This is a genomic window from Pseudomonas sp. SYWMCR5 (assembly GCF_057197165.1).
This window is the reverse complement of the sequence record NZ_JBXUNH010000003.1, coordinates 311043-323517: the sequence shown is the minus strand read 5'-3', so window position 1 is coordinate 323517 and position 12475 is coordinate 311043. Positions and strand designations below refer to the sequence as shown.

Genomic DNA, 12475 nt, shown 5'->3' with positions numbered 1-12475 from the left:
CGGCTTCGGTAATTACTGCCCGATAGCCGCTGCAATGACTTTTTGCCGCCATGGCGCCTTGGCCGGCAGCGCCAGGAAGAACGGATTGAGCAGCGACTCCCGCGCCGGATAGCGGAACGCCTGGCCATCCAGCCCGATCACCTCGCCCCCTGCCCCTTCGACCACCCCCTGCGCCGCCGCGGTATCCCACTGCGAGGTCGGCGCCAGGCGCGGGTAGAAATCGGCAGCGCCCTCGGCCAGCAGGCAGAACTTCAGCGAGCTGCCGATATTGGCCAGTTCCAGTTCGCCGACCTCGGCACCGAGCCCAGCCAGCAGGGCTTCCTGCTCGGGGCTGGTATGACGACGGCTGGCAACGACCGTGAAACGCCCATCGGCAGGTGGCGCGTTGCGCACGTGAATCGGCCGGGCGTCACCCTGGGGCTCGACGCGCCATGCACCCAACGCCCGGCCACCGAAGTAGCAGCGGCCATTGGTCGGCATCGACACCACACCGAACACCACCTCACCGTTCTCGATCAGGGCGATGTTGACGGTGAATTCCTCGCTGCCGGCGATGAACTCCTTGGTGCCGTCCAATGGATCGACCAGCCACCAGCGCGTCCAGGCTTGGCGTGTCGCCAGCGGGATGTTGCAATCTTCCTCCGACAGCACCGGAATCTGCGGCGCCAGGGCTTGCAGGCCGTCGGCGATGACTCGGTGAGCAGCCAGGTCGGCGGCGGTCACCGGCGAGTCGTCGGCCTTGTTGGTGACTGCGACGCCAGAGCGCCAGAATGGCAGGATCGCCTCGCCCGCCAGTTGAGCGAGCTTGACCACTTCATGCATCAGTTGCAGGTCGTTCATGCGCTCAGCAGCCCCCGCTGGATCAGCAGGTCACGCGCCAGGTACAACGCCGCCAGCGCCCGGCCTTCACTGAACTGCGGGTGCATGGCCAGGGCCGAGAGCTCGCGCAGGTTGACCTTGTCGACGCGCATCGGCTCAGGCTCGTCGCCCTCCAGGCGCTCTTCGTACAGGTCGCTGGCCAGCACCACCTGGATCTTCTGGCTCATGTAGCCGGGCGACAGCGACAGCTCGGTGAGGTGCTCCAGTTGTCGTGCCCCGAAACCGGCTTCTTCCTTGAGCTCACGATCAGCGGCGGCCAGCACGTCCTCGCCCGGCTCGATCAGGCCCTTGGGCAGCGACAGTTCGTATTCATCGGTGCCGCCGCAGTATTCCTCGACCAGCACCGCATGCTCGGCGTCGAGCATCGCCACGATCATCACCGCACCATAACCGTTGCCCCGACCGACCAGGCGCTCGTAGGTGCGCTCGTTGCCATTGGAGAAGCGCAACTGCACCGCCTCGACCCGGAACAGGCGGCTGCTGGCGACGATCTCGCGACTGAGGACGGTGGGTTTCTGGCGCATGGGTGCGGCTCCTTGGCGTGAACGGGTTACTATACCGTGGCTTGCCGACCGATCGAGAAATTCCAATGCCTGTTCTGCCCTGGTCCACCATCGATACCGTCCTGCTGGACATGGACGGCACCCTGCTCGACCTGCACTACGACAATCGCTTCTGGCTCGAACACCTGCCCCAGCGCTACGCCGAGCTGCATGGCGTGAGCCGCGCGATGGCCGAGCTGGAACTGCGGCCGCTGTTCGAGCTTCATGCCGGCACCCTGAACTGGTATTGCCTGGACTTCTGGAGCCGCGAACTGCGCCTGCCGATCCGCGAACTCAAGCGCGAGATCGCCGACCTGATCGCTCTGCGCCCGGACGCCGACACCTTCCTTGCCGCCATCGGCAAGGCCGGCAAGCGTGTGGTGATGATCACCAACGCCCACCGCGACTCACTGTCGCTGAAACTCGAAAAAGTGCAGCTTGCGCCGTATTTCGAACGGCTGATCAGCTCGCACGACTATGGCTACCCGAAAGAGAGCCCGCAGTTCTGGGATGCCCTGCGCGCCGATATCGGCTTCGAGCCCGCGCGCAGCCTGTTCATCGACGACACCCTGGCGATCCTGCGCAGTGCCCAGCGGTTCGGGGTGGGGCATCTGCTGGCAGTGCGGCAGCCCGATAGCCGGGCGGATGTGCGCGATACGCAGGAGTTCGCGGCGGTCGAGGATTACCGGGAATTGTTGCTGGGACTTTGAGGGCCTCATCGCGGGACAAGTCGGAGCGCCGAACCGCCGCTCCCACAAATATCACCCGGGTTTCAGGCGGGGGAGATATCCCTGTGAGAGCGGCGGTTCGGCGCTCCGACTTGTCCCGCGATGAGCGCAACACCGATCCTCAGTCTGGAATGCGCAGTACCTGCCCCGGATAGATCTTGTCCGGGTGTGACAGCAGCGGCTTGTTGGCCTCGAAGATCTTCTGGTATCTGCTGGCATCGCCATACTCAGCCTTGGCGATCGCACTCAAGGTGTCGCCCTTCTTCACCGTGACGAATCGAGCCGCCTGCGCCACCGGCCCGGTGACGGTGATCTGGTCATCCACCGAAGCCACCCCTGCGATGTTGCCTGCCGCCAGGATGATCTTCTCCTTCTCCTCCTGACTCGCCACCTCGCCCTTGAGGATGACCTTGTCACCCTCTACGGTGGCCGAAATATTCGGATTGCCCAGGCCCACGCTCTCCACGTGCTTCTTCAACTGCTCCTCGGCATTCGCGTTGCCGGGGGTCAGCAGATCGATCAACTTCTCGCCGGCTTCCTTCACGAAACTGAACAGGCTCATGACGCGCTCCTTGTTGATGATTCCTCGGAACCTGAGAGTCTAGGCCAGGAATCCCTGGCCCGCTCCACTGCGACCAATCGACGCGGTCTATCACGGCATCGACCCTAGCGATTAGACGCGGCGCGCCCACAAGCCTAGGCTTGTGCTAGTAAAAAGCCGCCGGTGATCCGCCCCGATGAACAGCAAGCCTCCGGTCTGCGCGGCATCAGCACCTCTGTCACTGCCTGCCGCCAGCAACACCTACGATTATGTACAGCTCTGCGACCATGCGAGCGACAGCACGCCCCTGGCCGAAGAAGTCGCCCTGGCGATCGTCTACAACGGCCTGAACCAGGCGGTGATGCTGGTCAGCCCGACTGACCTGGAAGACTTCGCCGTCGGTTTCAGCGTCGGCAGTGGCATCGTTTCCAGCACCGAAGAGATCTATGACGTAAAGCTCTCCGGCAGCGGCTCGGCGCTGTATGCCGACCTGGAGATTTCCAGCCGCGCGTTCTGGAACCTCAAGGACCAGCGGCGTCAGATGGCCGGCACCAGTGGCTGCGGCCTGTGTGGTGTAGAGGCTCTGGAACAGGCATTGCCCGAGCTCGCGGCACTGCCCGGCGCGCCCCTGCCGCCGGTGGAGTGGCTCAAGGACCTGCGCCAGCGCATCGACGCCTTCCAGCCCCTGGGCCAGCACTGCGGCGCTGTGCATGCGGCGCTGTTCATGGATCGCAACGGCGAACTGCTGCTGGGCCGCGAAGACATCGGCCGGCACAACGCCCTCGACAAACTGATCGGCGCCCTGCTGCGCCAACGCATCGACACCTCCGGCGGCCTGGCCATCGTCACCAGCCGCTGCAGCCTGGAGCTGATCCAGAAAGTCCTGCGTGCCGGCATCCAGACCCTGGTCAGCCTGTCGGCACCGACCGGCCTTGCCCTGCAATGGGCACGCAAGCACAACCTCAACCTCATCCATCTGCCCAAACACAGCGCACCGCGGGTATTCAGCCCAGCGGCGGAGTCGTAAAAGCCGTGACCTCCTTCGAGAAACTTCCAGACAACGCCCCCGCTTCCACCCCACGCTACAAGCCCTATCACGGCCCAGCCGGCGGCTGGGGCGCGCTGCGCAGCGTGGCCAAGGCCTGGGTCGGCAGCGACAACGCGCTGAAGAACCTGCGTGCACTCCTCAAGACCAACCAGAACGGCGGCTTCGACTGCCCCGGCTGCGCCTGGGGCGACTCGCCCGAGAGCGGCATGGTCAAGTTCTGCGAGAACGGCGCCAAGGCCGTCAACTGGGAGGCCACCAAGCGTCGTGTCGACGCCGCCTTCTTCGCCCGCTACAGCGTCAGTGCGCTGCTCGAGCAGAGCGACTACTGGCTCGAGTACCAGGGCCGCCTGACCGAGCCGATGGTCTATGACCCGGCCAGCGACCGTTACCAGCCGATTGCCTGGGATGCAGCCTTCGAGCTGATCGCCAGCCACCTCAAGGCGCTGGAGTCGCCAGACCAGGCCGAGTTCTACACATCAGGCCGGGCCAGCAACGAGGCGGCCTATCTGTACCAACTGTTCGTACGCGCCTTTGGCACCAACAATTTCCCCGACTGCTCGAACATGTGCCACGAGGCCAGCGGCGTGGCCCTGGGGCAGAGCGTCGGCGTCGGCAAGGGCACCGTCACCTACGACGATTTCGAACATGCCGACGCGATCTTCGTCCTGGGCCAGAACCCCGGCACCAACCACCCGCGCATGCTCGACCCCCTGCGCGATGCCGTGAAGCGCGGCGCCCAGGTGGTCTGCGTCAACCCGCTGAAAGAGCGCGGCCTGGAGCGCTTCCAGCACCCGCAACATCCACTGGAGATGCTGCTCAACAGCGACCGGCCGACCAACACCGCGTTCTTCCGCCCGGCGCTGGGTGGCGACATGGCGCTGCTGCGCGGCATGGCCAAGTTCCTCCTGCAGTGGGAGCGCGAGGCTCAGGCCAAGGGCGAGCCGGCGGTCTTCGACCACGTGTTCATCGCCGAGCACGGCCAGGGCGTGAACGAATACCTGGCAGTGGTCGATGCCACACCCTGGGAGCAGATCGTCGAACAGTCCGGCCTGACCCTCGACGACATCGAGCTGTCGGCGCGCATGTACTGCAAAGGCAAACGCGTGATCATGTGCTGGGCGATGGGTATCACCCAGCACCGCCACTCGGTGCCGACCATCCAGGAAATCGTCAACCTGATGCTGCTGCGCGGCAACATCGGTGTACCTGGCGCCGGCCTGTGCCCCGTTCGCGGCCACAGCAACGTGCAGGGCGACCGCACCATGGGCATCAACGAACGCCCGCCGGTAGCCCTGCTCGATGCCATCGAGAAGCGCTTCGGCTTCCCGGCGCCACGCCACAACGGCCACAACACGGTCGAGGCGATCCACGCCATGCTCGAAGGCCGGGCCAAGGTGTTCATCGGGCTGGGCGGCAACTTCGCCCAGGCTACCCCGGATACCGAGCGCACCGCCCAGGCCCTGCGCAACTGTGCGCTGACCGTGCACATCAGCACCAAGCTCAACCGCAGCCACCTGATCCATGGCCAGCAGGCATTGATCCTGCCGTGCCTGGGCCGCACCGATATCGACCTGCAGGCCGAAGGCCCGCAGGCGGTCACGGTGGAGGACTCGTTCAGCATGGTCCACGCCTCCAACGGCCAGTTGCGCGCACTGTCCAAGCAGATGCGCTCGGAGCCTGCGGTGGTCGCCGGCATCGCCGCCGCCACCCTGGGCAACCATCCTGTGGACTGGAACTGGGTGGTGGCCGACTACGACCGGATTCGCGACCTGATCGCCGATACCATCCCCGGTTTTACCGACTTCAACCAGCGCCTGAACCTGCCGGGTGGTTTCTACCTGGGCAACAGCGCCGGCAGCCGCCAGTGGAAGACCGCGAGCGGCCGTGCCAACTTCAAGCCCAACCTGCTGCCCGACACCTTGCTCGACGAGCGCGTGCGCGCCAGCGGCCAGGTGCCTGACCTGATCATGCAGTCGATGCGTTCGCACGATCAGTACAACACCACCATCTACGGCCTGGACGACCGCTACCGCGGCGTGCGGGGCCAGCGCGAGGTGCTGTTCGCCAACGAGGCCGACATCATTCGCCTGGGCTTCCAGCCAGGGCAGAAGGTCGACATCGTGTCGTTGTGGGGCGATGAACACGTGCGCCGGGTGGAGGGTTTCACCCTGCTGGCCTTCGACATTCCGGCGGGGCAGGCAGCCGCCTACTACCCAGAGGTGAACCCGCTGGTACCGCTGGAGAGCATCGGCGACGGCAGCCACACGCCAACCTCGAAGTTCATCGCCATCAAGCTGGAAGCCGCGCGCGGGGACGGTCGCATCATCTGATGCCACCACCGCTCCCATGCGGGAGCGGGTTCGTCCCACGACGGGACAACCCATACAAGAAAACCCGGCTAATCAACCGGGTTTTTTTGTACTTCCGGTAACCTCAGGCCTGCACATTTATCACTGACGTAATGGTCAGCATAAGTTCGCTGCGCGTTTCAACTGATAAAGTTGCCAGTTGTGCAGCAACCAGCAAGGACACAGAGTCAAGGCTTCAAAAAACATCGACGCCAGTCGAGAGGGGACATCTGTGAGCACTGTGATCGACGAGTTCAATGATCTGCCGCTAGGCCAGGTATACGTCAAAGGCGATGTCATCGAACGCCCAAGATTTGGCTACAAGCTGAAAGTCATCAACGAACTGAAATGGACGGTAAAGCAAGAGAACGGCAAAAAGTTTCTGGAGGGCGAAGGGACCGACCGCGATCATCAACCGGGAGACACGCTGATAACGCTTGATGGGACGGCAAGCCGCATCAAGGTTGTCAAAGAAGGCACATTCGAACAGTTTGTCGTGAAGAATGCCAATGGCCAGGTAGTGGGCACAACCGCAGAAGTCAGTCAGCCAGGCATCAAGAGTGTCACGCTCATCCGCTCCATCGACCATAACAGCGCGCACACCAAATTGAAGTCTTTCGAATACGACCCAGAGTGACAGGGCATGGCGTTGCGGACTTGAGCCCGCTACCCTGTTCACTTCCTGTGGGAGCAGGCTCGTTTTGCGATAAAGCCATCACCCAACAAAAAGCCCCGAGCAAACGACCGGGGCTTGTTTTCATCTCAAGTAATCTGAGACCAGCAAAAACAGAGAAAGTTTCACAGCAAAATCAGCAAGTTAGGAAATTGTGTACAACTCGTGCTACTCGTCGGATTTCCATTGCCAGCCGCTTCGCTGAGCCTCAAATTCCGCCTCGTCATCCCTCTGAGGCTCTCTTGATGAAGAAGTACTCCTCGATTCTGTTGTTGTCTTTTGGTCTGCTCAGCGGCGCTGCCATGGCAGGCGGCACCACCGAGGCCGGCATTGGCGGCGCATTGGGTGGGGTACTGGGCTCGGTGGTCGGCCAGTCCATCGGCGGCAACACCGGCTCGGCCATCGGCGCAGGTCTGGGTGGCGCGGCGGGCAGTGCCGTCGGTGCCGACAAGCGCCAGCGCGGTGAAGCCGCCATTGGCGGTGCACTGGGCGCGGCGGGCGGCAACGTCGTCGGCCGTCAGGTCGGCGGCAGCACCGGTAGCCTGATCGGCGCAGCCGCAGGTGGCGGTGCCGGTGGCGCACTGGGTAACTACATGGGCAACAAGGCCGACGAAGACGATCGCCACGACCGCGATCGCGATCGGCGCTACCGCCGCGACGACCGTCGCCATTGGGACCACGGCCATCACTACGGCCATCGCAAGCACAAGCGCCACTGGCGTGACTGATCGGCGTCCACTCACCTACGCCTGATACCTAAGGCCCCGCCCTCACCCGGCGGGGCCTTTGTATTCCGACAGGTCGAGGGCGTAAGGGACACCCCGATATGGAGGCAGGTAGCCACTAGCTATCATTTCCCACCGCCATCACAACAGGGGACGCAGGGAATGCGCACGAGCCTCGTCGATCCAACACGCCAGCCCGAATCCGGGGAGGCAGAAGGATGACGGACGATACGCGCCCGCCACACCTCGACCACGCCTGCTTCCTGCGCATCCGCCGACGGGTTTCCCAGGCCACCGGCCTGCAACTGGCAGACGATCGCCAGAGCATGGTTGCCCATCGCCTGCACGCCCGCTTGCGCTTCCACCGGCTGGCAAGCTTCGAGGCTTACCTCGACCTGATCGATGCACACCCCGGCGAACAGACGCACCTGCTGCACCTGCTCATTGCCCGGGACACCTACTTCTTTCGCGAGCATCGCCACTTCGAACAGTTGCAACGCTGGCTCCCCAGGCTCGCTCACCCGGTACGCCTTTGGAGTGCGGCCTGTGCCAGCGGCGAAGAGGCCTGGAGCCTGGCCATGGTCGCGCAACAGAGCACATCCGCCGGCTGGCAGGTGCTGGCCAGCGACTACGACAGCGCCCTGCTGCGACAGGCTGAGGCCGGTGTCTACGACATCGCCCAGGCCCGCTACTTTCCCCACGGCTGGCTGGACTGCCATTGCCTGTGTGGCGCCGACGAAGCAGCCGGTCGTCTACGTATCGCACCGAGCCTGCGCGACCGGGTACGCTTCGAGAAGATCAACCTGATCGAGCCGCTGCCGACCGATCTGGGCGAGTTCGATGTAATCCTGCTGCGTAACCTGCTCGCGGGTTTCGACGCGCGGTGCAAGGCCGATGTCCTGCTGCGCCTGATGCCACACCTGCGTCCGGGCGGGCTGTTGATGATCGGCCACAGCGAGAGCATTCACGGCCTGGACCTGCCCCTGCGGCCACTACTGCCGTCGGTGTTCGAACGCCTATGATGAATAGCACTGCCGCATCGAACGGCAGACAAGGACTGGTCGCGCCCCCGCGCGGCAGTGCGCTTGTGGATCGAGCAGGCCTGCCGCCCCCCATCCCTTGCGAAACAGGCCTTGACCCATGCCCTGCCGAATCCTGCTTGCCGACGACTCGCCACTTTTCCGCGCCGGCCTGCGCGCCCTGCTCGAACAGAAGAAGGAATACACCGTGGTCGGAGACACCAGCGACGGCATGAGCGCCGTGAGTCTGGCGGAAAAGCTGCGGCCCGAGATCGTCGTGCTCGACATGAACAGCGATGCACTGGATTGTCAGCAGGTGCTGCAGGAACTGTTTATCCGGGTTCCGGCCACACGCGTGCTGATGCTCTCGACACGCTCGGAACTGGAGCATGTGATGAGCTGCCTGCAACTCGGCGCCCAGGGCTTCCTGCTCAAGAGCGCCACCGTGGCAGAGTTCGAGCAGGCGTTGCAGACTTTGCGCAGCGGCGGTCAGTACCTGTCGTCGACGGTGCTGCCGATGGTCATCGGGCAGGCCCTCAAGCACAGTCGCAAGCGCACGCCCAGCCCCGCACAAGCGCCGCTGACCACCCGTCAGCTGGAAATCCTGCGCCTGATCGCCCGCGGCGAGAGCACCCGCTCCATCGCCGAGGGGCTGGGGCTGAGCATCAAGACCATCGAGGCCCATCGCTCGCAGATCATGCACCGCCTGCAGATCCACGATGTCCCGGGGTTGGTGCTGTTTGCCGTGCGCGAGGGGATCATTCGCCTCAACGATTGAGCGACAGCCCCGCCAGGATCAGTTGCAGGGTTTCCGGCAACACCGCCGGGTGCCCCGTGGCGCGTTCGATGAATACGTGCACCACAGTGCCCGCCGCACAGGGCTCGGCCTCGCCCGGCCGGTACAACGCCAGGCAAAACTCCACCGTGCTGCCAGACAGCCGCGTCACCCCCAGGCCGACCTCCAGCACATCGGGAAATCCAGGCAGGGCATAGAAGTCCGCGGCAGAGCTGACCACGAAACCCGCCAGCTCACCGTCGCGCAGGTCCAGTTCAGCCTGTTCGACGAGAAACGCCTGGATGGCCGTCTCGAAGAAGGCATGCACCGTGGAACCGGCAAGGTAGCCGTTGTGGTCGTTGTCCTGCGGGCGGGTGAGGATGGGGTGGAAATGAGAAAAGGCACTGCGCTTGATGGTCTCGGGCATGGGGTATCCAAGGCGGGTGGCAGGAAAGGAAAGCTTCCCACATCTGATCTGGAAAACCATAGACGCAAACACAGCCCTTGATCGCCAGACATGAAAAAGCCGCCCCGAAGGGCGGCTCTTTCAGTGCGGCCAGTACAGCTTACAGCTGTGGGCCAGCGGCCTTGATCGCGTCGGAAACTTCGAACTTCTTGAAGTTTTCGATGAACAGCTTGGCCAGGCCTTTGGCGGCCTCGTCGTAAGCGGCCTTGTCAGCCCAGGTGGCGCGCGGGTTGAGCAGCTCGGTGTCGACGCCTGGAACGGACTTCGGTACGTCCAGGTTGATGATGTCCAGGTGTTCGGTTTCAGCACCGACCAGAGCACCGCTCTGGATCGCGGCGATCACACCACGGGTGGTCGGGATGCTGAAGCGCTTGCCGACACCGTAGCCACCGCCCGTCCAGCCGGTGTTGACCAGGTAAACCTTGGAGTTGAAGCCATTGATGCGCTTGATCAGCAGCTCGGCGTACTCGCCTGCAGGACGGGCGAAGAACGGCGCGCCGAAGCAGGTGGAGAAGGTCGACTTGATGCCGCCGCCCGAACCCATTTCGGTGGAACCGACCAGCGCGGTGTAGCCCGACAGGAAGTGGTAGGCTGCCTGCTCGTTGTTCAGGATCGACACCGGAGGCAGAACGCCAGTCAGGTCGCAGGTCAGGAAGATGACCGCGTTCGGCTCGCCACCCAGGTTGGCTTCGGCGCGCTTGGCGACGTGCTCCAGCGGGTAGGCGGCACGGCTGTTCTGGGTCAGGCTGACATCGGTGTAGTCGGCTTTGCCGGTTTTGTCGATAACGACGTTTTCCAGCACCGCACCATGCTTGATGGCTTTCCAGATGACCGGCTCGTTCTTCTCGGACAGGTCGATGCACTTGGCGTAGCAACCACCTTCCATGTTGAAGACGACACCTTCGCCCCAACCGTGCTCGTCGTCACCGATCAGGTAACGGCTTTCGTCGGCGGAGAGGGTGGTCTTGCCGGTGCCGGACAGGCCGAAGAACAGGGTCACGTCGCCTTCTTCACCGATGTTGGCCGCGCAGTGCATCGGCAGCACGTCGACTTCCGGCAGCAGGAAGTTCTGCACCGAGAACATGGCCTTCTTCATTTCGCCGGCATAGCGCATGCCTGCGATCAGCACTTTCTTCTGGGCGAAGTTGAGGATGACGCAACCATCGGAGTTGGTGCCATCACGCTCTGGAACGCACTCGAAGTTGGCGACGTTGAGGATCTGCCACTGATCGCGGCCGGCCGGGTTGAACTGGCCTTTTTCCGGATTGATGAACAGGCAACGGCCGAACAGGTTCTGCCAGGCGGTCTGGGTGGTCATCTTCACCGGCAGGTAGTGCTCGGCTGCAGCACCAACGTGTACGTAGGAGACGAAGTGTTCCTGGGCGTTGTTGAACGCCTCGACGCGGTCCCACAGGGCATCGAACTTGTCGGCTGGGAACTTGCGGTTGATCGGGCCCCAGGCGATGGCGGCAGAGGTGCTCGGCTCATCGACGATGAAACGGTCAGCGGGCGAACGGCCAGTACGGTGACCGGTTTTCACGACCAGTGCGCCAGTATCGGCCAGCACGCCTTCACCGCGTTGCAGCGCATGTTTTACCAGCTCGTCGACGGTCAGGTCGGTGTACACGGTGTTGTTGGCTTGCGTCATGAGATACCCCATCCGGCCCGAGGCCGAGTGCTCCAAACGTTTTGTAGTGGCCTGTTTCAAACTACTACAGCGAAAAAAGTGGCCGGATTATGCCAGAAACGCCCAAAAAAAGTAGGCCCCTCCTGTCGTAACTGCGCTTTTACGCAATTAGACAGGAGAATCTCCTGTAGTGAAGCGTTTCAGTGGCGAGTTTCTGACGCTTCGTCCGTGCCACCACCCGCAAACAATTGCGCTACATCGGTGGCATCGAAGAAATACCGCTCGTTGCAGAACTGGCAATCGATCTCGACCTTGCCACCACATTCCTCGACCAGCGCCTTGGCATCCGCCTCGCCGAGACTGACCAAAGCGTTGCCGGAACGCTCACGCGAGCAGCTGCAGTGGAAGCGCAGCGGCTCGATGTCGAAGAGGCGTACGGCGTCCTCGTGATAGAGGCGGTGCAGCAGGGTTTCGTTGCCTTCGGCCCACTCTTCGGGCTTCAGCGTGCTGGCCATGGCCACTACGTGTTGCCAGCTGTCTTCGCGCTCTTCTTCATCACGCTGGCGGTCGACCGGCAACTGCTGCAGCAGCAGGCCACGGGCCTTGCCCGCCGAGGTGTCGAGCCAGAAGCGCGTGTTGAGCTGCTGGGATTGCACGAAGTAGTTGGTGAAGCATTCGGACAGGTTGGCGCCATCGAGGTCGACGGTGCCCTGGTAGCGCTGGCCCTTGACCGGGTCGATGGTCAGCGTGAGGTGGCCACCAGGCATCAGGTCCGCCAGGGTGGCGTCAGCGGCGATCTGATCGGCCTCGTAACGTGCCATGCCGCGGATGTCGCGCTGGCTCGAGCACTCCACCATCAGCAGCGGGATCGGCCCTTGCGAGCGCGCCTGCAGAATCAGCAGGCCATCGAACTTGAGTGCGCCGACCAGCAGCGAGGTGGCAGCCATCAGCTCACCCAGCAGAGCGGCAACCGGCTGCGGATAAGGGTGACGGGCAAGCACTTCGCGGTAGCTCTTGTCGAGCTCGACCCATTCGCCGCGCACATCGCGCTCTTCGAACAGGAAGCGTTGGGTGAAATCGGTATCCGGTAAATCGCTCATGGTT

The 12475-nt window shown here is 63.4% G+C and carries 13 protein-coding genes; 7 read left to right on the top strand and 6 right to left on the bottom strand.

Annotated elements, in window-relative coordinates; all coding sequences use genetic code 11:
• Positions 1-12: 12 nt before the first annotated feature.
• Positions 13-840: a 3'(2'),5'-bisphosphate nucleotidase CysQ gene (gene cysQ / locus AC2CGW_RS11940; RefSeq protein ID WP_186667437.1), complete on the bottom strand. Its 828-nt coding sequence runs from the start codon at positions 838-840 to the stop codon at positions 13-15.
• The gene (gene nudE, locus AC2CGW_RS11935) at positions 837-1403 is read right to left on the bottom strand and encodes an ADP compounds hydrolase NudE (protein ID WP_054891688.1); all 567 of its coding nucleotides are present in this window, start codon (positions 1401-1403) and stop codon (positions 837-839) included. Before nudE ends, cysQ begins: the two co-directional genes overlap by 4 nt.
• 65 nt (positions 1404-1468) lie before the next feature.
• On the opposite strand from nudE, the gene yrfG reads away from it, so the two are divergent.
• On the top strand, positions 1469-2131 hold the full coding sequence (gene yrfG, locus AC2CGW_RS11930) for a GMP/IMP nucleotidase (RefSeq protein ID WP_186667436.1): 663 nt from the start codon (positions 1469-1471) through the stop codon (positions 2129-2131).
• A 139-nt stretch (positions 2132-2270) separates the two neighbouring features.
• On the opposite strand, the gene lysM is transcribed toward yrfG, so the two are convergent.
• Positions 2271-2711, bottom strand: coding sequence for a peptidoglycan-binding protein LysM (gene lysM / locus AC2CGW_RS11925; RefSeq protein WP_186710714.1), 441 nt, complete (start codon positions 2709-2711; stop codon positions 2271-2273).
• A 175-nt stretch (positions 2712-2886) separates the two neighbouring features.
• Here lysM and fdhD point away from each other — a divergent pair, with 175 nt between their 5' ends.
• The 6 genes from fdhD (at position 2887) to AC2CGW_RS11895 (ending at position 9281) form a co-directional block, all read left to right on the top strand.
• Positions 2887-3717: a formate dehydrogenase accessory sulfurtransferase FdhD gene (gene fdhD, locus AC2CGW_RS11920; RefSeq protein ID WP_186667434.1), complete on the top strand. Its 831-nt coding sequence runs from the start codon at positions 2887-2889 to the stop codon at positions 3715-3717.
• 5 nt (positions 3718-3722) lie between these two features.
• Entirely contained in the window at positions 3723-6068 is a 2346-nt protein-coding gene (locus tag AC2CGW_RS11915; RefSeq protein ID WP_484574081.1) for an FdhF/YdeP family oxidoreductase, read from the top strand.
• Between the two features lie 250 nt (positions 6069-6318).
• Entirely contained in the window at positions 6319-6723 is a 405-nt protein-coding gene (locus AC2CGW_RS11910; protein WP_186667432.1) for a hypothetical protein, read from the top strand.
• 281 nt (positions 6724-7004) lie between these two features.
• A complete protein-coding gene (locus AC2CGW_RS11905) occupies positions 7005-7487 on the top strand; it encodes a glycine zipper domain-containing protein (RefSeq protein WP_186667431.1) in 483 nt (160 codons plus the stop codon).
• Positions 7488-7702: 215 nt separating this feature from the next.
• Positions 7703-8506, top strand: a complete 804-nt coding sequence (locus tag AC2CGW_RS11900) for a CheR family methyltransferase (RefSeq protein WP_186667430.1) — start codon at positions 7703-7705, stop codon at positions 8504-8506.
• Between the two features lie 118 nt (positions 8507-8624).
• Positions 8625-9281 carry a response regulator gene (locus AC2CGW_RS11895; RefSeq protein ID WP_186710718.1) on the top strand — a complete coding sequence of 219 codons (657 nt, stop codon included), beginning with the start codon at positions 8625-8627 and terminating at the stop codon, positions 9279-9281.
• Here the strand turns inward: AC2CGW_RS11895 and AC2CGW_RS11890 are convergent.
• From AC2CGW_RS11890 to hslO, 3 genes are all read right to left on the bottom strand, one after another.
• Positions 9271-9705, bottom strand: coding sequence for an acyl-CoA thioesterase (locus AC2CGW_RS11890; protein WP_411383608.1), 435 nt, complete (start codon positions 9703-9705; stop codon positions 9271-9273). The genes AC2CGW_RS11895 and AC2CGW_RS11890 overlap by 11 nt on opposite strands.
• 139 nt (positions 9706-9844) lie before the next feature.
• On the bottom strand, positions 9845-11392 hold the full coding sequence (locus tag AC2CGW_RS11885; protein WP_411383607.1) for a phosphoenolpyruvate carboxykinase: 1548 nt from the start codon (positions 11390-11392) through the stop codon (positions 9845-9847).
• 179 nt (positions 11393-11571) lie between these two features.
• Entirely contained in the window at positions 11572-12471 is a 900-nt protein-coding gene (gene hslO / locus AC2CGW_RS11880; protein WP_186667426.1) for an Hsp33 family molecular chaperone HslO, read from the bottom strand.
• Between the last annotated feature and the right edge of the window lie 4 nt (positions 12472-12475).

Bases quoted from the DNA above. Each gene is read 5' to 3' on its own strand.
- AC2CGW_RS11900 (WP_186667430.1), top strand. From the start codon at position 7,703: ATGACGGACGATACGCGCCCGCCACACCTCGACCACGCCTGCTTCCTG.
- AC2CGW_RS11890 (WP_411383608.1), bottom strand. From the start codon at position 9,705: ATGCCCGAGACCATCAAGCGCAGTGCCTTTTCTCATTTCCACCCCATC.
- cysQ (WP_186667437.1), bottom strand. From the start codon at position 840: ATGAACGACCTGCAACTGATGCATGAAGTGGTCAAGCTCGCTCAACTG.
- AC2CGW_RS11895 (WP_186710718.1), top strand. From the start codon at position 8,625: ATGCCCTGCCGAATCCTGCTTGCCGACGACTCGCCACTTTTCCGCGCC.
- fdhD (WP_186667434.1), top strand. From the start codon at position 2,887: ATGAACAGCAAGCCTCCGGTCTGCGCGGCATCAGCACCTCTGTCACTG.
- yrfG (WP_186667436.1), top strand. From the start codon at position 1,469: ATGCCTGTTCTGCCCTGGTCCACCATCGATACCGTCCTGCTGGACATG.
- hslO (WP_186667426.1), bottom strand. From the start codon at position 12,471: ATGAGCGATTTACCGGATACCGATTTCACCCAACGCTTCCTGTTCGAA.
- lysM (WP_186710714.1), bottom strand. From the start codon at position 2,711: ATGAGCCTGTTCAGTTTCGTGAAGGAAGCCGGCGAGAAGTTGATCGAT.
- AC2CGW_RS11905 (WP_186667431.1), top strand. From the start codon at position 7,005: ATGAAGAAGTACTCCTCGATTCTGTTGTTGTCTTTTGGTCTGCTCAGC.
- nudE (WP_054891688.1), bottom strand. From the start codon at position 1,403: ATGCGCCAGAAACCCACCGTCCTCAGTCGCGAGATCGTCGCCAGCAGC.
- AC2CGW_RS11885 (WP_411383607.1), bottom strand. From the start codon at position 11,392: ATGACGCAAGCCAACAACACCGTGTACACCGACCTGACCGTCGACGAG.